Consider the following 25,850-nt stretch of genomic DNA (forward strand, 5'->3'; position numbering starts at 1 on the left):
AAACTGGCGGGCCGGTCAGGGGGTCAACTATGGTTAATAGTTGAGCATATTAGTGGCTAAAAATAAATCAGACAGTACGCTTCGCTTTTTGCTTGTAACGGTCGAATATCACCGCTGCCAGCAGGATCAGGCCGCGCACGACGTACTGAGAGAACGGAGAAATATTAAGCAGGTTCATGGCGTTCTCCACGGTCCCCAGAATCAGGATCCCCGCCACCACATATGAGATTTTTCCGATGCCGCCCTTGAGGGAAACGCCCCCCAAAACGCAGGCTGAAATAACAATCAGCTCATAGCCGATAGAGGTCATTGGCTGGCCGCTGGTCATGCGCGACGCCAGAATAATCCCCGCCGCCGCCGATACCAGCCCGGAAAGCACGAAGATAATGATCTTAGTGCGCACAACCGGCACACCTGCCAGGCGCGCCGCTTCCTCATTACCGCCAATTGCCAGGGTATTACGGCCAAAGGTGGTACGGTTAAGCAGGAAACCGAACAGGATCAGGCAGGCGACCGTCAGCCAGATTGGCGCGGGTAGGCCCAGCCAGTTGGCATAGCCCAGCGTAAAGAAGCGCTCGTCTTCAATCCCCACCGCCTTACCGTCAGAGATGATATAGGCCAGACCGCGCACGATTTGCATGGTCGCCAGCGTCGTGATCAGGGCGTTAATCTTCAGACGCGCAATCACGAAGCCGTTCACCAGGCCGCTCAGCACGCCGAGCATCAGCCCGGCAAATACGCCGATCCACAGGCTTTCGGTCATGTTGATGACCACGGCGGTGGTGACGCCGGCACAGGCAATCACCGAGGCGACCGACAGGTCAAAATCGCCGGAGGCCAGACAGAACAGCATTCCGCAGGCCACCATGCCGGACATGGAGATCGCCAGCCCCAGCCCCTTCATGTTGATGAAGGTCGCGAAGTTTGGCACAAAAATCGCGCACGCAACGAACAGGGCAGCAAAAACCACCAGCATGCCGTACTGGTCCCAGATGCGGCCAACGCTGAAGGCCGACTTCGGCGCTCCGGATGTAGTAACAGAGGACATCATTAACTCCTTACTCAGGCGACAGCCTGGCTAACTTTAGGCATGGCGAGACTCAACGCCTGTTGTTCATTCGCCTGTTCATGCAGCAATTCACCGGCAATTTCGCCTTCGCGCATCACAACGATACGGTCGGCAACGCCGAGCACCTCGGGCAGATCGCTGGAGGCGAACAGCACCGCCACGCCGCGTTTTGCCAGTTGATAGATGACGTTATAAATTTCGTGTTTCGCCCCGACGTCGATGCCGCGCGTCGGCTCGTCGAGCAAAATGACCTTCATGTCTTCCGACAGCCAGCGGCCCAGAATCGCTTTCTGCTGGTTGCCGCCGGACAGGTTCATGATCAGCTGTTCAGCGCCGGGGGTTTTGATGTTCAGCGAACGGATATGGTGATCCGCGTTGCTCGCCTCCCAGCCATCGTTAATCAGGCACCCCGCACGGATGAACTTGCGCCGGGCAGAAATGTTGATGTTGTCGCGCACCGAATGTACCGGAATAATGCCTTCGGCCTTTCGATCCTCCGGGCAGAGCATGATGCCCGCGTTAATCGCCTGGGCAGGCTTCTGAATATCCACCTTTTTCCCGTCGACGAAGACCTGGCCCTGGGTGATGCGCGTACCGCCAAACAGCCCTTTCATCAGCTCGCTGCGTCCTGCCCCCACCAGGCCAAACAGCCCAACGATTTCGCCGCTACGCACCGAGAGTGAGATGGGCGTGCGAACGCCGGGCGCTTTAACGTTATCCAGACGCAGACGCTCCGGGCCGTATTCCCGTGGTTTCCAGTGGTAGATATCACCCAGATCGCGTCCGACCATCGCCTGCACCAGCTGATCATGATTGACCTGCTGCATATCGGTAAAGGTGCGCACGTAGCGGCCATCCTTAAACACCGTGATGGCATCGCTTAAGGCAAAAATCTCTTCCATACGGTGAGAAACGTACAGAATGATGCGGCCCTCTTTGCGCAGCTCGCGGATCACGCGAAAGAGGTTTTCTATTTCGCGCGCGGAGAGCGAGCTGGTTGGCTCATCGAAAGCGATGATTTTGGCGTTACGCGCCAGCGCTTTGGCAATTTCCACCATCTGCCACTGGCCGATGGAGAGATACTTAAGGGGGGTTTGCGGATCGACATCCAGCCCAAGGTGCTTAAGCTGCAAGCCCGCTTCATAGTTGAGCAGCGAGCGGTTGACCACGCCGCTTTTATGCGGAAGCTGGCCCAGATAAATATTCTCCGCCACGGTCATCTCAGGAATAAGGTGCAACTCCTGATAGATGATGGCGACACCTGCGTTTAGCGCGGCCGTGGTGTCGGCAAAGGCCACCTCTTCGCCGCGAATGACCAGCGTACCGGTAGTGGGCGTGTAGTTGCCGCTGAGGATTTTTAGCAGCGTGGATTTTCCCGCGCCGTTCTCCCCCATCAGGGCGTGAACCTGGCCGGCATAGCAGTCGAAGCTGATATCGGTCAGCGCGTTTACGCCGGGGAACGTTTTACCGATGCCGCGGAAAGAGAGATACGGATCAGACTGTTGCATAACGACTCCGTGATTCCTGTAGTGTGTACGTCTGGCCCCTCACGGCGAGTGAGGGGCGCAACCACAGCGTATTACTTACCGCCCAGTCCTTTTTTCGCCAGCTCCTCTTTGAAGTTATCGCGGGTGATCAGCACCACGTCGGTCACTTCGGTGAATTTCGGCGGCTCAACCCCTTTGGTCACCCAGTTGTAGAGCATTTCACTGGATTTATAGCCGTGGACATCCGGGCTTGGCAGCAGGGAGCCGTAGAACCCGGTCGCCTGCGCTTTAGACAGTTCGCTCACGGCGTCAACACCGTTAATGCCGATCCCAATCACGTCCGGTCCCTTAAAGCCCTGACCTTCCGTTGCACGCACCCCGCCCAGCACGGTGTTGTCGTTCATGCCCACCACCAGCCAGTGTTTCACCTCCGGATGCTGGACGAGCATGGAGTTCGCCGCATCAAAGGCGCCCGGGATATCGTTGGATTTGGTCGGCACTTTGTAGATCTGTTTTTCCGGGAAGCCGGCCGCTTTTAGCGCGTCCATGGAGCCCGTGGTACGACGACGGGCGGTATCCAGCTCGTCAGCGGTAATGGCCATTACGGCGGTCTCTTTCACATCCCAGCCGCGTTTTTGCATCTCTTTATAGAGTTCCTGACCCTGACGCTCACCGATTTTGGTGGCCGCCATCATCACCAGCGGAACGGTATCCATCGGTTTGCCTTTGGCATTCACGAACTGGTCGTCCACGGCAATGACTTTCATATCGTAACCACGCGCTTTCGCAGCAATAGCCGAACCCAGTTTTGGATCCGGGGTACAGATAACAAACCCTTTCGCGCCGCTGGCCGCCAGGCTATCGATGGCGTTCAGCGTTTTCTCGCCGTCAGGCACTGCGATTTTAATCACCTCAAATCCCAAATCTTTCCCGGCTTTATCAGCAAATTTCCATTCGGTCTGGAACCACGGTTCTTCAGGCTGTTTGACCAGAAAACCGAGCTTTAAATTTTCAGCAATAGCGGATTGTGACATAACGGCAGCCAGGCCGATGGCCGCCAGCGCTTTAGTAAATTTGTGCATGGTAAACTCCAGCTTAAGTATTCTTATCTGTAGGGAATAATGGCGAACAGCTTATTTAATCGGACTTAAAACAAGGCATTAGCGCTTACCTCGTCATAAGCGTTATTGCTGGAGATAGTTTTAGCGGGAAATTAATCATCCATAAGAGAGCGCCATCACACCGCAGAATTACAGTAATTGCGTACATAAATTCAGCGAAAAATGACATAAAAAAGGCCGTAATTGTCCTACAAATGGGAAGGGATTAAGCAGAATTATCCATAAGGTCAGCTAAGACGTCCCTGTCATCCGGACGCCTGGGCGCCCGGCAGAGAAATTACCAGGGATAATAGATGTGTTCCGCATGATCGCGAACGGGGGCGTCGTCGCCCAACAGACGAGCAGAGAGCGTCAGCGCAAAGTCAAAAGCGTGTCCCAGCCCCTTACCGCTGATAAGGTTGTTATCCTCCACGACCGGCGCATCTACATAAACCCCGTCATTAATGGTTTCCCACAGATCGCCGGAACAGACGTAGCGGCGCCCCTTGAGCAATCCGTTGCCGCCCAGAACCCGCGCTGCCGCAGAGCAGATGGGACAGATAAGCTTGCCGCGCTCATCGTGCGCGGAAATAAAGCGTATCACCTCGCGGTTAGCCGCGAGGCTAATGCTTCCCTGCGGCCCGCCAGGTAACACCACCGCATCATAAAGCGTCTCACTGCGCTCCGTTAGCGTACTGTCGGCCACCATGGGAATATTGTGGTAACTCACTACCGCACGGGACTCCGCGCAGGCCAGCGTTTCCACCTCAATCTGCAAGCGACGCAGAATATCAATAGTGATAATCGCTTCTGCTTCTTCAAAACCTGGTGCCAACAGCACCGCAACTTTAGTCATCATAAACCTCATCGGACGAAACGATATAAAACATTGTTTCATTTTCACATCTTGTTAGATAACAATCTTGCGACGCGATCACAGAACCGTATATTGCGGGAAAATTGATTTAGCTCAAATTTGCTACAACAGGATATATTTATAGATATTATTTCTCATTTATAGCTTTCGCAGAATTTCCCGCCAAAGAAGGTTTACTGAAACGATAAAAATGAGCCCAATTCGTTTTTAAACCAATAAAATCAGTCAAATAAGAATAGTTCCATCTCGCTACCTGTTTTCTATTCTGCGCTATATTTTAATTTGTAATGTATGGTAAACACAGCCCAACTAAGAGTTTTCTTAATTTAAAGAGAAGCGTATGCTTATTTAAATCGAACACAGGAAGTGAATTTTCGAGTTTCTTTATCTTGCAGAAATCTTTTTCTGCCCTTCGATCGTCAATGCCTGCCGGGTCAGATTAAGTAGCGGACATCAAGTCCCACAGTCAATAAGGATATGAGTATGACTACCCAAACGATGATGCAAAAACTGAATGCCCAGATGAACCTGGAGTTTTACGCTTCAAATCTGCATCTGCATTTGAGCGCGTGGTGTTCCAGAAAAAGCCTCAACGGCACTGCCACCTTCTTTCGTACTCAGGCGCAAAGTAACGTCACGCACATGATGCGTGTCTTTAACTTTTTAAAAGCCGTCGGGGCAAACCCCACCGTAAAAGAGCTTGAAACGATTGAAGATAATTACTCTTCTCTGGAAGAACTGTTCCAGAAAACGCTCGAAGAGTATGAGCAGCGCTGTGCGACGCTGAGCAAGCTGGCTGATGAAGCCAAAGCGCAACAGGACATCACGACCTTCAGGTTTTTACGAGATATGGACAGAGAGCAACAGCAGGATGGCATGCTGCTGAAAACGCTCGCAGATGAAATCCGCAACGCGAAGCGCGCGGGTATTTGCCTGGAGCAGACGGACCGCCATGTTCTGGACATTGCCACCGTTCAGCACCACTAATCCCTTTCACCCGCTCCCGTCAGGGAGTGGGTACCAACTCTCTGCTTTTACTGACATTTAACAAATCAGATCTTGCTCCCAATGAATAACCACACATCGTGTAATGATTTGTTTAATTACATTCATTGACGAGGGAGCATCATGATCACCATTGAGTTTATTGTCATTATCCTCTGCCTGCTGATAGGCACACGCTTCGGCGGTATGGGCCTGGGGCTGATAAGCGGCATCGGCCTGTTTATTTTGAGTTTTGTCTTTGGTCTGCAACCCGGTAAACCCCCGGTTGACGTGATGCTCACGATCCTTGCGGTTATCGGCTGCGCGTCCACGCTACAGACTGCGGGTGGCCTGAACGTGATGATGCAGTTCGCGGAGCGTCTGCTGCGTAAACATCCCCAGCACATCACCCTTCTCGCGCCATTTACCACCTGGACGTTGACCTTTCTCTGCGGGACCGGCCACGTCGTTTACACCATGTTTCCCATTATCGCGGATATTGCCCTGAAAAAAGGCATACGTCCGGAACGACCAATGGCAGTGGCCTCGGTAGCATCTCAGATGGCGATCACCGCCTCGCCCGTTTCCGTGGCCGTCGTGTCGCTGGTGTCCATTCTGGGTGCGCAGCACGGCATCGGCCACGCGTGGGGGATCCTCGAAATCCTGGCCGTCTCCGTACCGGCCTCGCTGTGTGGCGTCGCTATCGCCGCGCTGTGGAGCTTACGTCGCGGGAAGAACCTGGCAGACGATCCCGAGTTTCAGGAAAAGCTGAAAGATCCGAAACAGCGGGAGTTTATCTACGGGGGAACAGAGACGCTGATGGATCAGCGCTTCCCGAAACAGGCCTACTGGTCAACGTGGATTTTCTTCGCCGGTATTGCCGTCGTGGTGCTGCTGGGGGCAGTGCCAGCGCTACGCCCGGCCTTTGAGATCAAAGGTAAAATGACGGCCCTGTCGATGAATCTTGTCATTCAAATGATGATGTTGATCGCCGGGGCCGTCATGCTGATGACCTGCAAGGTCAATGCGTCGGCAATTTCAAACGGGGCGGTGTTTAAGGCGGGGATGGTCGCCATCTTCTCGGTGTTTGGCGTGGCGTGGATGAGCGATACCTTTTTTCAGGCGCATCTCGGCGAGCTGAAAATGGCGCTGGAGGGGGTCGTGAAGAGCCATCCCTGGACGTATGCCATCGTGCTGTTTCTGGTCTCAAAACTGGTCAACAGCCAGGCCGCGGCCTTGACCGCCGTCGCCCCGATGGGGTTGATGCTGGGCATCGATCCGAAAATGCTGGTTGCCTTCTTCCCGGCGTCATACGGCTACTTTGTGCTGCCCACCTATCCGAGCGATCTGGCCTGTATCGGATTCGATCGCTCCGGCACCACCCGCATCGGCAAATTCATCATTAACCACAGCTTTATTCTGCCGGGGCTGATTGGCGTCAGCTGCGCCTGCGTGGTGAGCTATCTGCTGGTGCAGACATTCTTCTGACCTTAGTGCGGGCGACAGGCACTGTCGCCCTTCGACGTAAAATCAGAAAACAGTTTTTAATTTTAAAACATCGGTTTATTTTAGTGTGACTCACCCTGCGGCGTGAAGCGGAGTTCAATCAGCGCGATGGCTTTCTGGATCGCGCGGAGCGTAACCGGATCCGCCGCGGCAGGATGGTTGGTGAAATCGATGTTTTTCAGTTGGGTCGACATTTTTTCGCGCACTTCTACCGGCGCGATAACGTCAATTACATCAAGGATTTGTTTGATAACCAGCTGGCAGGCGACGACGTCTGATACCAGTTCCTGATCGGCGCTCAGGTTTTGTGACATGGGTTTCTCCTTATTGAAAGGCCGCCATAGTAGCAAAACAGACGCCCTTCTATCTTCCTCTCGTCGTTCGCAGACATAAAAAAACCTGCCGAAGCAGGTTTTTTTATCAGAACATCGCACCCGGTGGGACGTCTTTGAACGTCGTGCAGTAGTTCGCCCACATGCTTTTCAGGATTTTGCGCAGTTTCATTATGTTGCTCCAGTAACGTGTTATGCAGGTGTTATTGTCAATACGCTTATAATATGACCACCATCACAAAAATCAACCGTTTTGTGACCTGCATCACGATTATTAACCCCACAGTGCTGCTGGTTTGTTAAAAAAAGCCAAGATAAATCCGCACCTTACAGACCTATAAATTCCAGTAAATTTTTATAAAATTTTTTGAACGGGCAGGAAGATAATGAGTGAAAACCTAACCGGCAAAGAGGGCCGTGGACTCTCACCTGCGGCGCTGCTGGTGGCCGGTGCTTTCTTTATGGAGTTTCTGGACGGGACGGTGATTGCCACCGCGCTGCCGGATATGGCAAAGAGCTTTGGCGTACAGGCCGTGGATCTGAATATTGGTATCAGCGCCTATCTGATTACCCTGGCCGTGCTGATCCCCGCCAGCGGCTGGATTGCCGACCGCTTCGGCGCACGCAAAGTGTTCGCCCTCGCGCTGGCGATCTTCACGCTTGCCTCGGTATTTTGCGGCCTGTCCACCACGCTTGAGCAGTTCGTGGCGATGCGCGTGCTCCAGGGCATAGGCGGCGCGCTGATGGTGCCCGTTGGCCGCCTGGCCGTGTTACGCACAACGCCAAAACACCAGCTCATCACGGCAATCGCCACCCTGACCTGGCCTGCACTGGTTGCGCCAATCATCGGCCCGCCTCTGGGCGGGTTCATCACAAGCTATGCCGACTGGCGCTGGATCTTCTTTATTAACGTGCCGCTGGGTTTCATCGCCATTTTGCTTGCGCTGCGCATCATTCCTGACCTGCATGAAGATACGCGACGGCCGTTTGATTTGCCGGGTTTTGTTGTCACCACCCTTGCCATGGTAAGCCTGGTGTACGCGATGGAGTTGATGGGAAGACAGCCTCTCCGGACAGGATTAACGGCCACGCTGTTCATCGTCGGTTTCGTCGCGTTGGGCCTGGCGCTGCGTCATTTTAAACGTGCAGCCTGGCCGATGATCGGTCTCGATGCGATGCAGGTGCCGACGTTTCGCGTCACCCTGTACGGCGGATCGCTGTTTCGCGCCTCCATCAGCGCGGTCCCGTTCCTGCTACCGCTGATGTTTCAGGTCGGCTTTGGCATGAATGCGTTCCATTCGGGCCTGCTGGTACTGGCCGTTTTCGTTGGCAATCTCACCATTAAACCCGCGACGACGCCCCTGATCCGCGGGCTGGGGTTTAAGCGGCTTTTGCTGATTAACGGTGCGCTGAATGTGGTGGCATTGCTGGCCTGCGCGTTTCTCACTCCGCAGACCCCGGTGTGGCTCGTGATGCTGATCCTCTATCTGGGCGGCGTTTTCCGCTCGGTTCAGTTTACGGCGGTCAGTACGCTGGCCTTTGCGGATGTGCCCCCGGCGCAGATGAGCTACGCCAATACGTTATTTTCAACCGCAACGCAGCTTGCCGTGGGGCTTGGGATCTCACTCGGGGCAATTGGTATTCGTATCGGGGAAACAGTCAGCGAGGCGATGGGGCTTACCGACATGCCGGGAATGAGCTTCCGGCTGGCATTTGTGGCGATCGCGCTAATCTGCCTGGTGGGGATGTTTGACACGCTGCGCCTGACCAAAGATGCAGGCAGCGCGGTATCATCGAAAAAGTAAGGCTTCTTGCCGGGCAGGCAACGCGCCGCCCGGCACAACGTCATTAGCCAACAATACCGCGCACAAAGGCTTCGATCTCTTTGTCCTGGCAGTTTTCGAAGAAGCACTGCTGGAAGCGCTGGCCCGAGACGGCGGTTTTAACCAGCTCAGGATCGATTGCACGCAGGGTATCCAGATAGTTTTCTTTCACCACGGCGGCTTTTACCTGATTGAGGATCCCCGCGTTCCGCACCTGCGGCTCTTTACGCTCTGGCGGGTAGCCTTCGCCATTGCGTCCGGTAAAGGCTTTTTCAAAGATAAAGCGGACGTTCAGTTCTGCCCCCCAGCCAAAGCCCTTCGCAAATGGCAGAGAAAGCGCGTTACCGTTGTTGATTTGTGCAAACAGGAAAGCATCCGCAGGATCGATGCAGTAGCCGCAAATGACGCCCGGATGAATGTTCAGGGACATCAATGCGCCCTGCCCGGTACCGCAGCCGGTAACAACAAAATCGACGGCTTTCGCGTTCAGCAGAATGCTCGCCATGATGCCCAGGTGAATATAGGTGAGATGATGATCGTTCTCATCACTCATACCGACGTTATAGACCGGGAAACCTTTTTCATCAGCAACGGCTTTCAGCTCATTAAGGATGATGGGATTTTTAGCGGCCTGGCTGTTTTCCATCATCAGTGCAATTTTCATCTCGTCTCTCCTGAATGCATGGCGGGCTATCCCGCTGTGGATACCTTTTCCACTTAACCTTACTATCAAACAAACGCACTTTCAAATTAAGTGAAAACTTGTTTTAAAAAACAAAGAGGCGCTCACAATTTCGCAAGCTGGACCGGCTCGTTGCACGGTGAAGGGTAAGATCCTCCGGCTATTCCAGCCATTGCGTCCCATCGCGTTGGTTACAATTGCATATTTCCCGTCACGCAGAGTGAACCATGAAAAGTGTAATCATCGCCGGAACGATCCTGCTGCTCGCAGGGTGCAGCATCAACCGTGAGGCAGAAGTAAGCAGTACCGATGCCCCTAACGGGATTGTGCGCCTCGACTATGGCCAGGCCATGCTGCAAAACGCCTGGTCTGATGACTATGTCAATAACGGCACGGCAACAAAAGCCTGTCAAAACATGGGCTATGCCACCGCGTCAGCCTACGGACAGCCCATTAAAACCTGTACGCTCATCAGCGGCTCGCTGTGTCTGAATGAAAGCGTGACCATTCAGTATAAATGTCAGGGTTATGCCGTAACCGCCGGCAGCCAGAATCCGTGGTATTAACCGGTACTGCCAGTCACACTGGCAGTTTATTTAATAAGAACAAAAATAATTCTCATTAATAAAAATAAATAGCGACAATGCGTTTTATTCCCATTCGTATTTTTAATAAAGAGATATTTATTTTACTTTTTGCAAATAATTAAATAACAAATTATAGTGTCGCTCATCCTGAACCAGAAATAATAAACCGGAGCTGCACCATGCTAAAAACTGAAATGATTGACAAGCTCAATGCGCAAATGAATCTTGAGCTTTTTTCTTCCCTGCTTTATCAGCAGATGAGCGCCTGGTGCAGCTATCACAGCTTTGAAGGGGCCGCCGCCTTCCTGCGTCGTCATGCTCAGGAAGAGATGACGCACATGCAGCGTCTGTTTGATTATCTGACGGATACCGGCAGCCTGCCGCGCATTGATAACGTAGCATCGCCTTTCGCCGAGTACGGCTCTCTGGATGAATTGTTCCGCGCTACGTATGAGCATGAACAGCTGATCACTCAGAAAATAAATGAACTGGCTCATGCCGCCATGACCGGCCAGGATTATCCAACCTTTAATTTCCTTCAGTGGTATGTGGCTGAACAGCACGAAGAAGAGAAGCTGTTTAAATCCGTGCTGGATAAATTATCGCTGGCGGGGAAATCCGGGGAAGGCCTTTACTTCATCGATAAAGAGCTGTCGACTCTTGATACTCAGAATTAATATCAAAACGGTGCTGACTTTTCAGCACCGTTTTATTTTAATGACGGCAAATTTTACTTTCGTGCGTAGCAAATCCGTCTTCTGCCGGAATGAATTTTCCGCGCGCCGCCAGAAACGCCACCAGCTCTGCGGCGGACATCTCCGAAGCCGAACAGGTATGGAATCGCGCTGCTTCGCCAAAGCGGGCATGAATTGCCTCAACCAGACTCTGCTCCGTATAGCGCTCACCTGACTCAATCATCATATTAAGCACGTCGTGACCGTGAATTGACATGGTTACGTCTCGCAAATAAAAAGCAGACTAACCGCTCCCTCCACGACACGCTTTGCGCTGGCGCAGGTTCCCCTTTTCTTTTTGTAAATTAATCATTACACCCTATGTAACGGTGATTTGACGAGATGGTGCTTTTCCCTTACTCTGCGCCGCAGAATGAGTCGCGGTATGGAAGGGATGTAGAGGAAAGCGTGAAGAACAGAACTCTGGGAAGTATTTTTATCGTCGCCGGAACGACAATTGGCGCAGGAATGTTGGCTATGCCGTTGGCGGCTGCCGGCGTCGGATTTGGCGTGACCGTACTGTTACTTGGCGGGTTGTGGGCCCTGATGTGTTACACCGCGCTCCTGTTGCTGGAGGTTTATCAGCACGTCCCTGCCGATACCGGCTTAGGCTCCCTGGCGGCACGCTATCTTGGACGCTACGGGCAGTGGATCACCGGTTTTAGCATGATGTTCCTGATGTACGCGCTGACTGCCGCTTACATCAGCGGCGCCGGGGAACTGATAGCGTCAAGTATCAATGACGGCTTCGGGGCGTCGGTTTCACCGGAAACAGGCGCCATTGTCTTTGCGCTGATCGGTGGCGGCGTGGTTTGCGCGGGCACGTCGCTGGTCGATCTGTTTAACCGCTTTTTATTCAGCGCCAAAATTCTCTTCCTTGTTGTGATGCTGGTGCTGCTGGCCCCGCACGTTCATAAGATCAACCTGCTGACGATGCCGCTGGAGAAAGGTCTGGCGCTTTCGGCCATCCCGGTGATTTTTACCTCGTTCGGTTTTCACGGCAGCGTGCCGAGCATCGTGAGCTATATGAATGGCGACACACGCAAGCTGCGCCGCGTCTTTGTCATTGGCAGCGCCATTCCGCTGATTGCCTATCTGTTCTGGCAGCTGGTGACGCTGGGCAGCATCGATTCCACCACTTTTATTGGCCTGATGGCCGAGCATTCTGGTCTGAATGGTTTCCTGGTTGCCCTGCGTAACGTGGTGGCCTCTTCACACGTAGAGCTGGCGGTACATCTGTTTGCGGACCTGGCGCTGGCAACCTCGTTCCTCGGCGTGGCGCTTGGCCTGTTTGACTATATGGCGGATCTGCTCCAGCGTCGCAATACCGTTGCCGGACGCTTACAGACGGGGGCGATGACCTTCCTGCCGCCGCTGGCCTTCGCGCTCTTTTACCCGCGCGGATTTGTGATGGCGCTGGGGTATGCCGGCGTGGCGTTATCGGTTCTGGCCCTGCTATTGCCTTCTCTGCTGGCGTGGAAAAGCCGCCAGCAGCATCCGCAACAGGGGTATCGCGTGGCGGGCGGTACGCCAATGCTGTGCGCGGTGTTTGGTTGTGGGGTGGTGATTATTCTGGTGCAGGTGCTGATTGCAGCGGGAATGCTGCCGGAAGTGGGGTAAAAAAAGGGGCTATGAATAGCCCCTTTTTTCAGTGCAGGCAGCAGCTTTTGAACTTCTTCCCGCTGCCGCACGGGCATGGGTCGTTACGCCCCACTTTCGCCCCGTTGATTATCGGCTTTTTCGCTTCCGGCTGCTGCGGGTTAGCGACCCAGTAGTTATACAAACGCAGCGCCGCAGGCTGAATGCTCTCGATGCTGGCCATATACTCCTCTTCGGTCAGTGCATCCAGCTTCTCCCTGTTCTCTTCCGTGCCGTGCAGGGCAATCACCGCCAGATCCGCTTCCAGCGCTTCCGGCAGGGATGACCAGTCCGTCAGCGCCACGCCGCGCATGTAGCCATAGCACCACTCTTCCACCACGGTGTAGCTCTGGCCGTCAACGTCGTTATAACCAAACAGCGGTTCAAACTGATCCGGGTATTCGCTCAGACGCTCGGCAATATCGTTCATGTGCTTAAAGCAAAGATCGATAAATCGGTTCATTTCACGATCGTTTTTCCAGCGCGGAATATACTTCTCACCACCCCAGACCGCCACCAGCCAGGTGTCGGGCTCCACCACAACGGGACCGGAAAGTACTGCGGTAAGCATGCCGTCCAGTTCGGACACGTCAATCACGGATGCATCGTCGTGACCGTAAGACATTAACGTCTCTTCCAGCCACGCCATCTCGCTTTCATTTAATGGGCCTTCAGCCATTGCGGATACTCCTGATAAAAAAAACGATCCTGACATATATCGCCGCCCGTGCCTATCTCAAGTTGAGGTCTTTGCTGCTGCAAAAACGTGCAAATCGTGACCGTTGCACAACTTATGGGCTTTGTTGTTAAGGAGATGTGATCTCCGCTGAAAATTCATCTTATCCCGCAAAGCGGCTTAAAACGGCACTCTATACTCAACATGTTGTGCCCCGGTCAAGGGATTAACCATTCTGGCAACCTTTTTGCTTAATGTTCTGCGCGCTTCACGGTGCGTGGGATCCTCGCCGTATTAAGCAGAAGATTGCTTCTAAAGTGCATTTTGTTCTCGCTCTTGTTTTTGGATTAACAATGCCATCAGGCGTTCGGGTTTATACCTGGTGCAAAAACCTCTTTGCTAAGGAACATAATAATGTCGCTGAAATTTACCAAAACTCCCCTCTCCCTGGTGCTGGCCGGCTGTCTGATGACGGCCTTTTCCGTGCAGGCCGATATCGTCATCGGCGTGGCCGGGCCGTTTACCGGCCCGAACGCAACCTACGGCGATCAGTACTGGCATGGCGCTACGCAGGCGGCGGAAGATATCAATGCAGCAGGCGGGATCAACGGTGAGAAAATCAAACTGGTTCAGGGCGATGACGCCTGCGAACCCAAACAGGCCGTTGCCGTCGCCAACCGCTTAGTCGATCAGGACAAGGTGAAAGCGGTCGTCGGCCACTTCTGCTCCTCGTCGACCATGCCCGCCTCCGAGGTGTATAGCGATGCCGGGATCCTTTCCATCACGCCCGGCTCAACGAACCCGCTGATTACCGAGCGCGGCATGAGCGATGTGTTCCGCATGTGCGGTCGTGACGACCAGCAGGGCCAGGTCGCCAGCGATTTTATTCTTGATAAGCTGAAGGCCAAACGGGTGGTCATCATCCACGATAAGGACACTTACGGTCAGGGGCTGGCGGACGCCACTAAGGCGGCGCTGGCGAAACGCGGCGTTAAGGATGTGATGTACGAAGGATTATCGCGCGGGGAAAAAGACTTTAACGCACTGGTGACCAAAATTGGCGCACAAAAACCGGACGTGGTGTTCTTCGGGGGCTGCCATCCGGAAGCGGGCCCGCTGGTTCGCCAGATGCGTGAGCAGGGTGTGCAGGCGAAGTTCTTCTCTGGGGACTGCATCGTCAATGAAGAGATGGTCACCGCTGCCGGCGGAGCGCAATACACCAACGGTATTTACATGACGTTCGGTAAAGATCCGCGCATGATCCCCGACGGAAAAGCCGTGATTGATAAATTCCGCGCCGGTAAATTTGAACCAGAAGGGTATACCCTCTACGCCTACGCTTCCGTGCAGGCTATCGCGGCGGCTTTCAAGGCCACAAAAGGCACGGATTCGGCGAAAGCCAGCGAGTGGCTGAAGGCCAACCCTGTCGACACGGTCATGGGTAAAAAAGCCTGGGACAGCAAAGGTGACCTCAAGGTGTCTGACTACGTGGTCTACCAGTGGGACGACAAAGGCAAATATAAAGAAGTGCCATAACGGGACGGAATCTGCTCTGCGCCGGCAGGTCTGCCTGTCGGCGTAACCCTTTATTCAGGTGCGCGACAATGAGTACATTCTTCCTACAGCAGTTAATTAATGGCTTAACGCTGGGTTCGGTCTACGGCCTTATCGCCATCGGCTATACCATGGTGTACGGCATCATCGGTATGATTAACTTCGCCCACGGCGAAGTGTATATGATTTCCGCCTATCTCTCGGCCATTGGCCTGGCCCTGCTGGCGTTTTTTGGACTTCAGTCCTTTCCGCTGCTGATCCTGGGAACGCTGGTTTTCACCATCGTGGTTACCGGAGTTTACGGCTGGACGATCGAGCGCATCGCCTATAAGCCGCTACGCAATTCGACGCGTCTGGCGCCGCTGATTTCGGCTATCGGGATGTCGCTGATACTGCAAAACTACGCCCAGCTCAGTCAGGGTCCGCGTCAGCAGGGCGTGCCCACCCTGCTGGATGGCGTGCTGCGTTTCCACCTGGGCGAAGGGTTTGTTCAGATAACCTATACCAAAGTCTTTATTCTCATCGCCTCGTTCGCGGGCATGCTGGTGCTGACCTGGATTATCAACCGTACCCGCCTGGGGCGGATGTGCCGTGCGGTGCAGCAGGATCGCAAAATGGCCTCTATTCTGGGCATCAATACCGACAGAATTATTTCGCTGGTGTTTGTTATCGGCGCAGCCATGGCCGGGCTGGCGGGCGTGCTGATCACCATGAATTACGGCACCTTTGATTTCTACGTCGGGTTCGTTATCGGCATTAAGGCCTTTACGGCGGCGGTGCTGGGCGGCATCGGCTCTCTGCCCGGGGCGATGCTCGGCGGGCTGATTCTGGGCGTCGCAGAAGCACAATTCTCCGGGATGGTGAACTCAGATTATAAAGACGTGTTCTCGTTTGGTTTGCTGGTCTTAATTCTGATCTTCCGTCCTCAGGGGCTGTTAGGCCGCCCTGTCGTGGCTAAAGTGTAAGGAACAACGCGATGACCTCTGACGGTTTTTCCCTGAAGCGCTGCATTCTGGACGCCATTTTTTCCGGAATGATCGCCCTGATTATTTTCGGCCCGATTGCGGGCGTCATACTGGATGGTTACAGCTTTAACTTTGACGGCCAGCGTCTGGCGTGGATTGTTGGCATCGTGATGCTGGGACGCTTTTTGCTGAGCGCCTTCACGGGCACGGCGGCTGGAAAGCGTTTACAGGCGCGGTTTGAATCCGACAATACGGGGGTGTATGTCCGGCCACCGGAATATAAAAGCCGCCTGCGCTGGATCCTTCCGCTGATTATGGCGCTGGCGATCTGCTTCCCGTTTGTTGCCACCAAATACGTGCTGACGGTTGCTATTCTCGGGCTGATCTACGTTCTGCTCGGCCTTGGGCTGAACATCGTCGTCGGGCTCGCGGGTTTGCTGGATCTGGGTTACGTCGCCTTTTACGCCATTGGCGCTTACGGCCTGGCGCTCGGATATCAGTATCTGGGCCTTGGGTTCTGGAGTATGCTGCCGCTGGCGGCGCTGATGGCCGCAGGCGCGGGTGCCCTGCTCGGCTTTCCGGTGCTGCGCATGCACGGGGATTATCTCGCCATCGTCACGCTCGGGTTTGGCGAGATCATCCGCCTGGTGCTGAACAACTGGCTCACCTTCACCGGCGGGCCAAACGGCGTTTCGGCCCCTGCCCCGACCTTTTTTGGCCTGGAGTTTGGCCGACGGGCCAAAGAAGGCGGCGTACCCTTCCACGAGTTTTTCGGCCTGACCTATAACCCCAACATGAAGTTTATCTTCATCTATGCCGTGCTTTTTCTGGTGGTCATGCTGGTGCTGTACATTAAACACCGGCTGACCCGAATGCCCATCGGACGGGCGTGGGAAGCGCTCCGTGAGGATGAGATTGCCTGCCGTTCCATGGGGCTTAACCACGTTCTGGTCAAACTTTCGGCCTTCACCCTGGGCGCATCAACGGCAGGTATTGCCGGGGTGTTTTTTGCCACCTATCAGGGATTTGTTAACCCCACCTCCTTTACCTTTTTTGAATCGGCACTGATCCTCGCGATCGTGGTTCTGGGCGGGATGGGTTCTACCGTGGGCGTTGTGCTGGCCGCCTTTGTGCTGACCGTCACGCCTGAGCTGCTGCGCAGCTTTGCGGAATACCGCGTATTGCTCTTTGGCATGCTGATGGTGGTGATGATGATCTGGCGTCCTCGCGGTCTGATCCGCATCAACCGCAGCGGATTTGCCGTACGGAAAGGAGTGGCGCCATGAACGCAACGATTTTGCGTGTAGAACATCTGATGATGCATTTCGGCGGGATCAAGGCCCTGAATGACGTCAATCTTGAGGTGCTGCGCGGTTCAATTACCGCCCTGATTGGCCCTAACGGCGCGGGGAAAACGACCGTCTTTAACTGCCTGACCGGTTTCTACCGGGCCTCCGGCGGCAACATTCTGTTCAATGCCCGGCATAAAACCACCAACGTCATTCAGGTGCTCGGACAGAAATTCCAGCCCGGCGACTGGCTCAACCCGGCGCAGCTTGGTCAACGCCTGTTCTATAAGATGTTTGGCGGCACGCATCTGGTGAACCGCGCGGGTCTTGCGCGCACGTTTCAGAACATCCGCCTGTTCCGCGAGATGTCGGTGGTGGAAAACCTACTGGTGGCACAGCATATGCGCGTCAACCGTAACCTGCTGGCGGGGGTGCTGAACACCCCTGCGTATCGTCGGGCAGAGAACGATGCGCTGGACCGGGCGTTTTACTGGCTGGAGGTGGTGGATCTGGTGGATTGCGCCAACCGTCTGGCCGGTGAAATGTCCTATGGCCAGCAGCGACGCCTCGAAATCGCCCGCGCCATGTGTACCGGCCCGGAGATGATTTGTCTTGATGAACCCGCTGCCGGCCTGAACCCGGTAGAGACGCACAAGCTGAGCGATATCATTCGGTTCCTGCGCGACCACCACGACATCACGGTATTGCTGATTGAGCATGATATGGGGATGGTGATGGACATTTCGGACGACATTATTGTGCTCGATCACGGCGACGTTATTGCCAGAGGTAAACCCGCCGAGATCCAGCACAACGAAAAGGTGATTGCCGCGTACCTGGGCACCGACGAAAGCGAGGTAAATCTGTGAGCGAACCGATGCTTCAGTTTCATGATGTGGACGTGTTCTACGGGGCGATCCAGGCGTTGAAGCAGGTTTCGCTGGAGGTGAATAAAGGGGAAACCGTGGCCCTGATTGGCGCTAACGGCGCGGGGAAATCCACATTACTGATGTCTGTTTTTGGCCAGCCCCGGATCCGCAATGGGCAGATCCTCTTCTGCGGGGAGGATATCAGCCAAAAATCCACCCACTACGTGGCCACCGGCGGCATCGCGCAGGCACCTGAGGGGCGGCGCATTTTCCCGGATATGTCTGTAGAAGAGAACCTGCTGATGGGGACAATCCCCATCGGCAATCACCATGCGGCGGCAGATCTGCAAAGCATGTTTGACCTGTTTCCCCGCCTCAGGGAGCGACGCAACCAGCGGGCGATGACCCTCTCCGGCGGTGAGCAGCAGATGCTGGCTATCGCCCGGGCGTTGATGAGCCGCCCCAAACTTCTGCTGCTGGATGAACCCAGTCTCGGTCTTGCGCCCATCGTGGTTAAGCAGATCTTCCAGACGCTGCGCGAGCTGGCCCGTAACGGGATGACGATTTTTCTGGTAGAGCAGAACGCGCACCATGCGCTGAAGTTGTCCGATCGCGGCTATGTGATGGTTAACGGGCAAATTCGTTTGAGCGGCAGCGGCGAGGCGTTGCTGAGGGATCCGGAGGTGAGGAAGGCGTATCTGGGTGGCGTGTGAAGCCTGGAGGCTATAGTGAGAAAAACTCACAATGATTTCCATTATTAATCGTTTTTCTGATGCGGCCGTATTCAAATATCATCCTCACGACCCGCCTTTGCGCGGGCCGATAAACGTTCAGCCGTAAACTGAATAATAATGATAAGAGGATCCGGGGCAAACATGACACTAGATGCGTTATATCAGTTAATGAAAACTGTATTACCACCTGACACCGATTCAGCCAATGATTTACAGGATTTTATGGCCATGCTTATGGCGACGAAACATCACTCAGAAGCTCTGTCACCGTTTTCGCAGCGCGTGTACATGCTTTCCGTTGCCCATCGCGACCCTGAACAAGCAGCTGCGCTGATTTCAGCCTGTCATCCTGAAGCAGGAAAGCCCCTTCCGCTGCTCGACTTCTCCGGCTGGCCGCATGTGCGTTACGCCACATCGGGTGAATTTCAGACGCCCGAGTCCGAGGCATATTTTCACAAGATTTCGTCTGCCGCCACGATATTACGCGCCGCAATCATCGAGGCTGAGCAGCAAAAAAATACCCCTGCTTTTTATATTCTCGATAAGGTGCTCAGCCTGAACAGCGCTTTGCCAGAACGCTATAAAAAGATGGCAAACATCTCTTACTCATAACGGTATTAATACACCCGGCTTTCATCGTATTCCAGATAAAGAATATCCAGAGCCGGAATGACCGGGGTATGGTTTTGCAGCCACGCCAGAAGGTGCTGGATGCTCTCTCTTTTGAGCGAATTTTTTGGCCAGACGAGGTAGTAGCCATCTCCCGTCGCGATAGCTTCCCTGAACGGCAGCCCCAGCAGGCCGCTTTTCAGCGCATCAAGCGTGAGATGCAGGTCGGCGATGGCGATGCCGTGCCCGTTCATCGCGGCGATACTTCCCTGTTCAAGGGTGTCAAACACCATGCCGCTGCTCATATCGAGCCCCGGGAACAAGCCCGTCCTTCGCAGCCAGCGCCTCCAGTCCCGTCTGTCCGGTGAAGGATGGATCAGATCGCATTTCGAAAGCTGCTTCCGGGCCGATTCGAGAAGCGATGGGGTGCAAACCGGAATAAGCCATTCATGAAAAAGCAGCTGGCTTTCCGTTGTCTCACCAAAACGGCCATTGCCGAGAAGAATGGCGCAGTCGTATGGCTCAAGATTGAAATCAACGGTGTCAATGTCCATCCAGACGCTGGCAATTTCCACCTGTGGTTTTGCATGGTTGTTGCGAAAAGATCGCAGTACGTCGAGAAGCCATCTCATGGTCAGGGTGCTGGGTGCTTTTAACCGCAGCAGATGGTTTTCACTGCGAAATGCCCGGCAGGCCCATTCAATGCTCGTGAAGCTTTCGTTCAACTGTCCGGCAAGCACCCGCCCGGCTTCAGTGACCTCCACGCGAGGACCTTGCCTTTTGAAAAGCTCGCAGTCGAACCATTGTTCAAGGGTACGAACATGTCTGCTGACCGCGCCCGGCGTAATATTCAGCGTTTCAGCGGCTTTACTAAAGGAGTTCAGCCGCGCAGCAACTTCAAACGCACGCAGTGCATACAATGGCGGTAAAGACATAGCGTCCCTTACATAACGTGATGAGATGGGGAATCGGGGTCGCAAACGTGCACGTGTTCAAACCGCATATCGCGCCCGCTACACGATAGCATAATGCGTATCTGTTTAATTCCGTTGCGAAAGGAACGCTGTGTTTTAAGTGCAGAACAGGGATGAAGGAGAATGATTAGCGGAAGGCCGGGCACAAAAAAACCACCTTTCGGTGGTTTCACGACACTGCTTATTGCTTTGATTATTCTTTGTTTCCCATGGTAGCCGGAGTGGGACTTGAACCCACACAGCGCGAACGCCGAGGGATTTTAAATCCCTTGTGTCTACCGATTCCACCATCCGGCCAGGGAAGAAAGTGGAGGCGCGTTCCGGAGTCGAACCGGACTAGACGGATTTGCAATCCGCTACATAACCGCTTTGCTAACGCGCCTTAAATCTTTTGTCTTTCGACACGCACCCGCAAACTGCCGATGCTTTAATCTGGAGCGGGAAACGAGACTCGAACTCGCGACCCCGACCTTGGCAAGGTCGTGCTCTACCAACTGAGCTATTCCCGCATGTTATCAAGTTAACTACTAACCACTTGATTTCATTATCGTCCGGCTAACTGTGCCGCCGTTCGATGCGTTGCATTCTACTGATATGACGTTTTGAGTCAACGTTATTTTTTGCATCTCAGGATCGTTTGCTGAAAATTAAGCCGAAACGATCACTGTTCAAGCAAATCACCGCGCGCAGCGTTCAAATATTGCAGCATTGACCACAGCGTCAGCACTGCCGCAACCCACAGCAGGCCAATGCCGGCCCACTCGACCCAGGCATTCGGACGCCACAGCATCCACACCAGCGCCGCCATTTGTGCGGTGGTTTTGACTTTACCGATCCAGGATACCGCCACGCTGCTGCGTTTCCCCAGCTCCGCCATCCACTCGCGCAGGGCAGAGATAATAATTTCACGGCCAATCATGGTCGCGGCGGGCAGCGTGACCCACCAGGTATGATAATGCTCCGCCACCAGCACCATCGCGATCGCCACCATCACCTTATCCGCGACCGGATCGAGGAACGCGCCAAAGCGGGTGCTCTGATTCCAGCGGCGTGCCAGATACCCGTCAAACCAGTCCGTCACGGCGGCAATCAGGAAAATCAGCGCACAGGCAAAAGGCGCCCAGACGACCGGCAGGTAAAATGCCAGTACAAAGAACGGAATGAGCACAACGCGAAAAAGGGTGAGCAACGTAGGGATATTAAATCGCATGATGACGGTAACTGTCTGTTGTCAGTAAAATTTAGCTCTATGTTGCTACAGAGCCCTCAATGTTTCAACGAGTAGTAGATCTTTTCTGCCAGCCCTTGCGAAATACCCGGCACTTTTGCAATTTCTTCCATGCTGGCATTGAGTAATCCTTGCAATCCGCCCATATACTTCAACAGCATCTGGCGACGTTTTGGCCCAACGCCTTCGATAGTCTCGAGGGTACTGGTATTTTTCACCTTCGCCCGTTTTTTGCGGTGCCCGCTGATGGCGTGATCGTGCGACTCATCGCGGATGTGCTGGATCACGTGCAGCGCCGGGGAATCTGGCGGCAGGCTAAACCCCTCGCCTTCCGGCTCAAAGAACAGCGTTTCCAGGCCCGCTTTACGATCCGCACCTTTCGCCACCCCTAACAGCAGCGGATGGTTTTTGTCCCACTCCACGTCGAGCGATTCAAACACCGCCTTCGCCTGGCCCAGCTGCCCTTTCCCGCCGTCAATAAGGATAACGTCAGGAATTTTGCTCTCTTCTATCGCTTTACCATAGCGACGACGCAGCACCTGGTTCATGGCGGCGTAATCATCACCGGGCGTAATGCCGGTGATGTTATAGCGTCGATATTCTGCCCGCAGCGGACCGTTGGCATCAAAGACTACGCACGACGCCACGGTCTGCTCACCCATCGTATGGCTGATATCGAAACATTCCATGCGTTTCACTTCCGGCAGCTTGAGCAGCGCCGCAAGCGCGGTTAAACGCTGGCTGACGGTCGACTGCTGGGAAAGTTTGGTGGTCAGCGCCGTGGCGGCATTGGTTCGCGCCAGCTTCAGATAGCGCGCGCGATCGCCGCGCGGTTTCGTCTGGACATTCACCCGGCGGCCTGCCAGCTCTGAAAGCGAATCCGCCAGCAGGGTTTTATCGTCAAGCATAAAGTCGAGCAGGATCTCCGAGGGCAGCGTACGCATCTGGCTGCCCTGCAAATAAAACTGGCCGACGAAAGTCTCCACCACTTCACCCAGCTCGGTGCCGCCAGGCACCTTCGGGAAGTAGCTGCGGCTGCCGAGCACTTTACCCTGACGAATAAACAGCACGTGAACGCAGGCGAGACCGGCGTCAAAAGCTACGCCGATAACATCGAGATCGTCGCCGGTATTGGAAACAAACTGCTTCTCGGTCACCCTGCGCACCGCCTGGATCTGATCGCGGATGCGAGCGGCTTCCTCAAACTCCAGCCCCGCACTGGCTTTTTCCATGCGGGCAATCAGCTGCGTGAGCACCTGATCGTCTTTCCCGGCTAAAAACAGGCGTACATATTCCACCTGCTGCGCGTACTCTTCTTCGCTCACCAGCCCTTCAACGCACGGCCCCAGACAGCGGCCAATCTGATATTGCAGGCACGGTCGGGATCGGTTGCGGTAGACGCTGTTTTCGCACTGGCGAACGGGGAAGATTTTTTGCAATAGCGCCAGCGTTTCCCGTACGGCATAACCGTTCGGGAAGGGGCCGAAATATTCCCCTTTCGCATGCTTAGCGCCACGATGCATCGCCAGCCGCGGGTGCGTATCACCGCTCAGGAAGATAAACGGGTAGGACTTATCATCGCGCAGCAGAACGTTGTAGCGCGGCTGATACAACTTTATGTAGTTGTGCTCAAGGAGCAGCGCTTCCGTTTCCGTGTGCGTCACGGTGACATCAATGTTATGTATGAGGGCGACCAGCGCTTCGGTTTTACGAGAAGCAAGGTTGCTGCGGAAATAGCTGGAAAGGCGTTTTTTGAGATCTTTCGCCTTACCGACATAGATAACCGTACCGCCAGCGTCGTACATACGGTAGACGCCCGGCTGGCTGGTGACGGTTTTCAGAAATGCTTTTGAATCGAACGCTTCACTCACTGACTTAATAACGACTCCGCATTGCACAAACCATGGCGAATGGCCAGGTGAGTCAGTTCGACATCACCATGAATGTTCAGTTTACTGAACATTCGATAACGATAGCTGTTGACCGTTTTCGGGCTGAGATTCAGTTGCTCTGAAATCTCATTCACCTTCTGACCTTTAGTAATCATCAGCATAATCTGCAATTCGCGCTCAGACAAACTGGCAAACGGCGATTCCGTTTTTTCCGGTTCAATCTGACTCAACGCCATCTGTTGAGCAATATCAGAAGCAATGTAGCGCTGCCCTGCGTGTACGGAACGGATCGCATAGACGACTTCCTGCGGCGCGGCGCCTTTACTCAGGTATCCTGCGGCACCTGCCTGCATAACTCTGGCGGGCAGCGGATTTTCAGTGTGTACGGTCAGCATGATGACTTTGGTATCAACAAACATGCGGGCGATTTTACGCGTGGCTTCAAGCCCGCCGATGCCGGGCATGTTCATATCCATCAGCACCACATCTGCTGAGTGAGTACGACACCATTTGACGGCATCTTCACCACAGCATGCCTCGCCGGCAACTTTAATACCCTTTATATCTTCAAGAATGCGTCGTATCCCTGCGCGCACCAGTTCGTGGTCATCAACAAGAAGGACGTTGATCAAAGGAAATGTCTCCAGAATAGGGATAACGCTACTGACTGCTAATTGTGTTTATATTAACGGTTTTCCATGCAAGATTAAAACGCTAAAAAATCGGCTATACGATTCGGGTCTCGTTTTTGGAAATTAGGCTGTACAGTAAGTGGAAAGAAAACCCTTGTACGCTGGGCTTTACCGCTATTTTTTGGCTCCAACATTCAAAAAGCTACCAAAACATTTGTTAACGTAAACTAAAAAATGCCCTCATTTTTTTGTAACAACAATTAACGGATGACGTACCGGCGATAAACATTTAATTGTCGCTAACATATTGGACAGATTACCTTCATAATCCGCACCAGCCAATAATCAATACGCGGAAAAGTATAAAAAACAACCACTGCATTTTTTGCCGCAGCTTGTGGTATACTCCGCCGCCTTAACTTTCATCGTCGCGCTCATGCGCTGTTTTATAATGAGGAAAATAAATGAGCACACCTGAATTTGCCACTGCCGAGAATAACCAGGAACTGGCACAGGAAGTTAACTGCCTGAAGTCGCTGCTGACGCTTATGCTACAAGCGATGGGCCAGGCTGATGCTGGACGTGTGATCATTAAAATGGAAAAACAGATCGCGCAGATGGAAGACCAGGCGGAATCCGCTGTTTTTGCCAATACGGTTAAGCAAATTAAACAAGCCTACCGCCAGTAACAAAAAAGGCTGGATGCAGTGCATTCAGCCTTTTCCTCGTCTGACACGCAGAACGTGAGAGCAGTCAGATAAGTCCCGTCGCGGCGGCATAACACGCTATCTGGATCTTATTCGGCGCGTTGAATTTCTTCTGCATATTCTTCTGATGGAAGTTCACGGTATTTTCCGAAATGGATAGAATGATGGCAATTTCTGCCGACGTCTTCCCTTCTGCGGTCCACTTCAGTATTTCCCGTTCACGCTTGCTGAATTTCATTTCCGGCGGCATCACCGTCTCATGTTCAAAACGCAACAGGGTTGTGAGCGCCATCTGGACCAGCATTTGCAAACGCAGCTCAACTTCTTCTTTGGTGATGGCGTTTGCTTCTATGCTGGTCCGTGACACGGAGAGGAAGCCGAGCGCATGATTTGGCAGCATCAGACACTGCGTTATTCCCTTGCGTAAACCGTGGTCGCGGGCGCCGTCCCATAATTGCTGGGCATCCACGAATAATTCATCCGTCCAGGGCAAATGTCCCTGTATGAAATTCTCCGGCTTCAGTACCGGATCGATGGTGAAATAATTCTCGGACTGATATTGTGCCATCCATTGTTGCGGATAACTGGAATGGACGGAGGTTCGCGGGCGGGTAAATGGCACAGGGTGTCGAACACAAAGCGCATAATAATCGAATTCAAGCGCCTGCGTTTGTCGCTGAAGCTCCTGATATACCTCGTCAGCACAGGTCATTTCCTGAAACCGAAGGAAGCATTCCCGTCGCCAGGTGAAAAAGTCTATATCCCTCATACTTAGTGAATGAAGCCTCTGAAATAGATAATCATTATTATGGTGAATATAACCTAACACATAAAGCATGATTATTTATATAAAATATCGGCCACGGGCAGATTATCTTTAATTTGAAGAAGGCTTAACCACA

General features: G+C 53.7%; 28 protein-coding genes and 3 tRNA genes. 14 read left to right on the top strand and 17 right to left on the bottom strand.

The features are described from left to right. Positions 1-67 precede the first annotated feature (67 nt). The 4 genes from araH to A3466_RS08095 all read right to left on the bottom strand — a co-directional run bounded on the left by araH (position 68) and on the right by A3466_RS08095 (position 4,512). Positions 68-1,048, bottom strand: a complete 981-nt coding sequence (araH, locus tag A3466_RS08080) for an L-arabinose ABC transporter permease AraH (protein WP_063450143.1) — start codon at positions 1,046-1,048, stop codon at positions 68-70. A 14-nt stretch (positions 1,049-1,062) separates the two neighbouring features. Continuing rightward, on the bottom strand, positions 1,063-2,577 hold the full coding sequence (araG, locus tag A3466_RS08085; RefSeq protein WP_063450144.1) for an L-arabinose ABC transporter ATP-binding protein AraG: 1,515 nt from the start codon (positions 2,575-2,577) through the stop codon (positions 1,063-1,065). A 71-nt stretch (positions 2,578-2,648) separates the two neighbouring features. Continuing rightward, positions 2,649-3,638 (bottom strand): arabinose ABC transporter substrate-binding protein AraF, encoded by a 990-nt coding sequence (araF, locus tag A3466_RS08090; RefSeq protein WP_063450145.1) that lies wholly within the window; start codon positions 3,636-3,638, stop codon positions 2,649-2,651. Between the two features lie 316 nt (positions 3,639-3,954). Beyond that, a complete protein-coding gene (locus tag A3466_RS08095; protein ID WP_063450146.1) occupies positions 3,955-4,512 on the bottom strand; it encodes a DJ-1/PfpI family protein in 558 nt (185 codons plus the stop codon). A gap of 504 nt (positions 4,513-5,016) precedes the next feature. Between A3466_RS08095 and A3466_RS08100 the strand changes: the two genes are divergently transcribed. Together A3466_RS08100 and A3466_RS08105 are read left to right on the top strand one after the other, a co-directional pair. Continuing rightward, positions 5,017-5,520, top strand: coding sequence for a non-heme ferritin-like protein (locus A3466_RS08100; protein WP_063450147.1), 504 nt, complete (start codon positions 5,017-5,019; stop codon positions 5,518-5,520). A gap of 141 nt (positions 5,521-5,661) precedes the next feature. Further along, positions 5,662-7,005 carry an anaerobic C4-dicarboxylate transporter gene (locus A3466_RS08105; RefSeq protein WP_063450148.1) on the top strand — a complete coding sequence of 448 codons (1,344 nt, stop codon included), beginning with the start codon at positions 5,662-5,664 and terminating at the stop codon, positions 7,003-7,005. A gap of 80 nt (positions 7,006-7,085) precedes the next feature. Here the strand turns inward: A3466_RS08105 and A3466_RS08110 are convergent, their stop codons facing one another. Together A3466_RS08110 and azuC are read right to left on the bottom strand one after the other, a co-directional pair. Further along, complete coding sequence (locus tag A3466_RS08110; protein ID WP_003859683.1) at positions 7,086-7,337, bottom strand: DUF2766 family protein; 252 nt, start codon at positions 7,335-7,337, stop codon at positions 7,086-7,088. Positions 7,338-7,443: 106 nt separating this feature from the next. Beyond that, the gene (gene azuC / locus A3466_RS23110) at positions 7,444-7,527 is read right to left on the bottom strand and encodes a stress response protein AzuC (RefSeq protein ID WP_003859682.1); all 84 of its coding nucleotides are present in this window, start codon (positions 7,525-7,527) and stop codon (positions 7,444-7,446) included. Positions 7,528-7,741: 214 nt separating this feature from the next. Here azuC and A3466_RS08115 point away from each other — a divergent pair, with 214 nt between their 5' ends. Continuing rightward, positions 7,742-9,160, top strand: coding sequence for an MFS transporter (locus tag A3466_RS08115; protein WP_063450149.1), 1,419 nt, complete (start codon positions 7,742-7,744; stop codon positions 9,158-9,160). Positions 9,161-9,203: 43 nt separating this feature from the next. Here A3466_RS08115 and A3466_RS08120 read toward each other — a convergent pair whose 3' ends face one another. After that, positions 9,204-9,842 (bottom strand): RpiB/LacA/LacB family sugar-phosphate isomerase, encoded by a 639-nt coding sequence (locus A3466_RS08120; protein ID WP_003859680.1) that lies wholly within the window; start codon positions 9,840-9,842, stop codon positions 9,204-9,206. A gap of 245 nt (positions 9,843-10,087) precedes the next feature. Between A3466_RS08120 and yecR the strand changes: the two genes are divergently transcribed. After that, positions 10,088-10,426 carry a YecR family lipoprotein gene (yecR, locus tag A3466_RS08125; RefSeq protein ID WP_063450150.1) on the top strand — a complete coding sequence of 113 codons (339 nt, stop codon included), beginning with the start codon at positions 10,088-10,090 and terminating at the stop codon, positions 10,424-10,426. A gap of 200 nt (positions 10,427-10,626) precedes the next feature. Further along, positions 10,627-11,124, top strand: coding sequence for a non-heme ferritin (gene ftnA / locus A3466_RS08130; protein ID WP_063450151.1), 498 nt, complete (start codon positions 10,627-10,629; stop codon positions 11,122-11,124). Between the two features lie 37 nt (positions 11,125-11,161). Here ftnA and A3466_RS08135 read toward each other — a convergent pair whose 3' ends face one another. Further along, the gene (locus A3466_RS08135) at positions 11,162-11,398 is read right to left on the bottom strand and encodes a YecH family metal-binding protein (RefSeq protein WP_063450152.1); all 237 of its coding nucleotides are present in this window, start codon (positions 11,396-11,398) and stop codon (positions 11,162-11,164) included. 191 nt (positions 11,399-11,589) lie between these two features. On the opposite strand from A3466_RS08135, the gene tyrP reads away from it, so the two are divergent. Further along, positions 11,590-12,801 carry a tyrosine transporter TyrP gene (gene tyrP / locus A3466_RS08140; RefSeq protein ID WP_063450153.1) on the top strand — a complete coding sequence of 404 codons (1,212 nt, stop codon included), beginning with the start codon at positions 11,590-11,592 and terminating at the stop codon, positions 12,799-12,801. A 28-nt stretch (positions 12,802-12,829) separates the two neighbouring features. Here the strand turns inward: tyrP and A3466_RS08145 are convergent, their stop codons facing one another. Further along, positions 12,830-13,498 (bottom strand): YecA family protein, encoded by a 669-nt coding sequence (locus A3466_RS08145; RefSeq protein ID WP_063450154.1) that lies wholly within the window; start codon positions 13,496-13,498, stop codon positions 12,830-12,832. 411 nt (positions 13,499-13,909) lie between these two features. On the opposite strand from A3466_RS08145, the gene A3466_RS08150 reads away from it, so the two are divergent. The 6 genes from A3466_RS08150 (at position 13,910) to A3466_RS08175 (ending at position 19,518) form a co-directional block, all read left to right on the top strand. After that, complete coding sequence (locus A3466_RS08150; protein WP_063450155.1) at positions 13,910-15,031, top strand: branched-chain amino acid ABC transporter substrate-binding protein; 1,122 nt, start codon at positions 13,910-13,912, stop codon at positions 15,029-15,031. A gap of 68 nt (positions 15,032-15,099) precedes the next feature. After that, entirely contained in the window at positions 15,100-16,014 is a 915-nt protein-coding gene (locus A3466_RS08155; protein ID WP_063450156.1) for an ABC transporter permease subunit, read from the top strand. An 11-nt stretch (positions 16,015-16,025) separates the two neighbouring features. After that, positions 16,026-17,300, top strand: coding sequence for a high-affinity branched-chain amino acid ABC transporter permease LivM (gene livM, locus A3466_RS08160; protein ID WP_063450157.1), 1,275 nt, complete (start codon positions 16,026-16,028; stop codon positions 17,298-17,300). Continuing rightward, positions 17,297-18,172, top strand: coding sequence for an ATP-binding cassette domain-containing protein (locus tag A3466_RS08165; protein ID WP_063450158.1), 876 nt, complete (start codon positions 17,297-17,299; stop codon positions 18,170-18,172). Before livM ends, A3466_RS08165 begins: the two co-directional genes overlap by 4 nt. Beyond that, complete coding sequence (locus A3466_RS08170) at positions 18,169-18,885, top strand: ABC transporter ATP-binding protein (protein ID WP_063450159.1); 717 nt, start codon at positions 18,169-18,171, stop codon at positions 18,883-18,885. Before A3466_RS08165 ends, A3466_RS08170 begins: the two co-directional genes overlap by 4 nt. A gap of 162 nt (positions 18,886-19,047) precedes the next feature. Beyond that, on the top strand, positions 19,048-19,518 hold the full coding sequence (locus tag A3466_RS08175) for a hypothetical protein (RefSeq protein WP_063450160.1): 471 nt from the start codon (positions 19,048-19,050) through the stop codon (positions 19,516-19,518). A gap of 5 nt (positions 19,519-19,523) precedes the next feature. Here A3466_RS08175 and A3466_RS08180 read toward each other — a convergent pair whose 3' ends face one another. The 7 genes from A3466_RS08180 to uvrY all read right to left on the bottom strand — a co-directional run bounded on the left by A3466_RS08180 (position 19,524) and on the right by uvrY (position 24,241). Next, positions 19,524-20,450 (bottom strand): LysR substrate-binding domain-containing protein, encoded by a 927-nt coding sequence (locus A3466_RS08180; RefSeq protein WP_063450161.1) that lies wholly within the window; start codon positions 20,448-20,450, stop codon positions 19,524-19,526. Positions 20,451-20,699: 249 nt separating this feature from the next. Beyond that, positions 20,700-20,786: transfer RNA gene (locus tag A3466_RS08185), tRNA-Leu, on the bottom strand. Between the two features lie 11 nt (positions 20,787-20,797). After that, positions 20,798-20,871: transfer RNA gene (locus A3466_RS08190), tRNA-Cys, on the bottom strand. 51 nt (positions 20,872-20,922) lie between these two features. Beyond that, positions 20,923-20,998, bottom strand: a tRNA-Gly gene (locus tag A3466_RS08195). Positions 20,999-21,150: 152 nt separating this feature from the next. Next, positions 21,151-21,699 (bottom strand): CDP-diacylglycerol--glycerol-3-phosphate 3-phosphatidyltransferase, encoded by a 549-nt coding sequence (gene pgsA / locus A3466_RS08200; protein WP_003859652.1) that lies wholly within the window; start codon positions 21,697-21,699, stop codon positions 21,151-21,153. A gap of 56 nt (positions 21,700-21,755) precedes the next feature. Continuing rightward, positions 21,756-23,588, bottom strand: coding sequence for an excinuclease ABC subunit UvrC (gene uvrC, locus A3466_RS08205; RefSeq protein ID WP_063450162.1), 1,833 nt, complete (start codon positions 23,586-23,588; stop codon positions 21,756-21,758). Further along, positions 23,585-24,241, bottom strand: a complete 657-nt coding sequence (uvrY, locus tag A3466_RS08210) for a UvrY/SirA/GacA family response regulator transcription factor (protein ID WP_063450163.1) — start codon at positions 24,239-24,241, stop codon at positions 23,585-23,587. Before uvrY ends, uvrC begins: the two co-directional genes overlap by 4 nt. A gap of 397 nt (positions 24,242-24,638) precedes the next feature. Here uvrY and A3466_RS23805 point away from each other — a divergent pair, with 397 nt between their 5' ends. Then, on the top strand, positions 24,639-24,719 hold the full coding sequence (locus A3466_RS23805) for a hypothetical protein (RefSeq protein WP_418235935.1): 81 nt from the start codon (positions 24,639-24,641) through the stop codon (positions 24,717-24,719). Continuing rightward, positions 24,706-24,930, top strand: coding sequence for a DUF2594 family protein (locus A3466_RS08215; protein WP_003859644.1), 225 nt, complete (start codon positions 24,706-24,708; stop codon positions 24,928-24,930). The genes A3466_RS23805 and A3466_RS08215 overlap by 14 nt, the downstream gene beginning before the upstream one ends. Before the next feature lie 64 nt (positions 24,931-24,994). Here A3466_RS08215 and sdiA read toward each other — a convergent pair whose 3' ends face one another. Continuing rightward, positions 24,995-25,717, bottom strand: coding sequence for a transcriptional regulator SdiA (gene sdiA, locus A3466_RS08220; RefSeq protein WP_063450164.1), 723 nt, complete (start codon positions 25,715-25,717; stop codon positions 24,995-24,997). Positions 25,718-25,850: the final 133 nt, after the last annotated feature.

It is taken from the genome of Enterobacter genomosp. S (assembly GCF_001631805.1).
GTDB classification, from domain to species: domain Bacteria; phylum Pseudomonadota; class Gammaproteobacteria; order Enterobacterales; family Enterobacteriaceae; genus Enterobacter; species Enterobacter quasihormaechei.

Excerpts from the sequence above, each read along its gene's own strand:
- araH (WP_063450143.1), bottom strand. The coding sequence starts at position 1,048 with ATGTCCTCTGTTACTACATCCGGAGCGCCGAAGTCGGCCTTCAGCGTT.
- araG (WP_063450144.1), bottom strand. The coding sequence starts at position 2,577 with ATGCAACAGTCTGATCCGTATCTCTCTTTCCGCGGCATCGGTAAAACG.
- araF (WP_063450145.1), bottom strand. The coding sequence starts at position 3,638 with ATGCACAAATTTACTAAAGCGCTGGCGGCCATCGGCCTGGCTGCCGTT.
- A3466_RS08095 (WP_063450146.1), bottom strand. The coding sequence starts at position 4,512 with ATGACTAAAGTTGCGGTGCTGTTGGCACCAGGTTTTGAAGAAGCAGAA.
- A3466_RS08100 (WP_063450147.1), top strand. The coding sequence starts at position 5,017 with ATGACTACCCAAACGATGATGCAAAAACTGAATGCCCAGATGAACCTG.
- A3466_RS08105 (WP_063450148.1), top strand. The coding sequence starts at position 5,662 with ATGATCACCATTGAGTTTATTGTCATTATCCTCTGCCTGCTGATAGGC.
- A3466_RS08110 (WP_003859683.1), bottom strand. The coding sequence starts at position 7,337 with ATGTCACAAAACCTGAGCGCCGATCAGGAACTGGTATCAGACGTCGTC.
- azuC (WP_003859682.1), bottom strand. The coding sequence starts at position 7,527 with ATGAAACTGCGCAAAATCCTGAAAAGCATGTGGGCGAACTACTGCACG.
- A3466_RS08115 (WP_063450149.1), top strand. The coding sequence starts at position 7,742 with ATGAGTGAAAACCTAACCGGCAAAGAGGGCCGTGGACTCTCACCTGCG.
- A3466_RS08120 (WP_003859680.1), bottom strand. The coding sequence starts at position 9,842 with ATGAAAATTGCACTGATGATGGAAAACAGCCAGGCCGCTAAAAATCCC.
- yecR (WP_063450150.1), top strand. The coding sequence starts at position 10,088 with ATGAAAAGTGTAATCATCGCCGGAACGATCCTGCTGCTCGCAGGGTGC.
- ftnA (WP_063450151.1), top strand. The coding sequence starts at position 10,627 with ATGCTAAAAACTGAAATGATTGACAAGCTCAATGCGCAAATGAATCTT.
- A3466_RS08135 (WP_063450152.1), bottom strand. The coding sequence starts at position 11,398 with ATGTCAATTCACGGTCACGACGTGCTTAATATGATGATTGAGTCAGGT.
- A3466_RS08145 (WP_063450154.1), bottom strand. The coding sequence starts at position 13,498 with ATGGCTGAAGGCCCATTAAATGAAAGCGAGATGGCGTGGCTGGAAGAG.
- A3466_RS08150 (WP_063450155.1), top strand. The coding sequence starts at position 13,910 with ATGTCGCTGAAATTTACCAAAACTCCCCTCTCCCTGGTGCTGGCCGGC.
- A3466_RS08155 (WP_063450156.1), top strand. The coding sequence starts at position 15,100 with ATGAGTACATTCTTCCTACAGCAGTTAATTAATGGCTTAACGCTGGGT.
- livM (WP_063450157.1), top strand. The coding sequence starts at position 16,026 with ATGACCTCTGACGGTTTTTCCCTGAAGCGCTGCATTCTGGACGCCATT.
- A3466_RS08165 (WP_063450158.1), top strand. The coding sequence starts at position 17,297 with ATGAACGCAACGATTTTGCGTGTAGAACATCTGATGATGCATTTCGGC.
- A3466_RS08175 (WP_063450160.1), top strand. The coding sequence starts at position 19,048 with ATGACACTAGATGCGTTATATCAGTTAATGAAAACTGTATTACCACCT.
- A3466_RS08180 (WP_063450161.1), bottom strand. The coding sequence starts at position 20,450 with ATGTCTTTACCGCCATTGTATGCACTGCGTGCGTTTGAAGTTGCTGCG.
- pgsA (WP_003859652.1), bottom strand. The coding sequence starts at position 21,699 with ATGCGATTTAATATCCCTACGTTGCTCACCCTTTTTCGCGTTGTGCTC.
- A3466_RS08215 (WP_003859644.1), top strand. The coding sequence starts at position 24,706 with ATGAGCACACCTGAATTTGCCACTGCCGAGAATAACCAGGAACTGGCA.
- sdiA (WP_063450164.1), bottom strand. The coding sequence starts at position 25,717 with ATGAGGGATATAGACTTTTTCACCTGGCGACGGGAATGCTTCCTTCGG.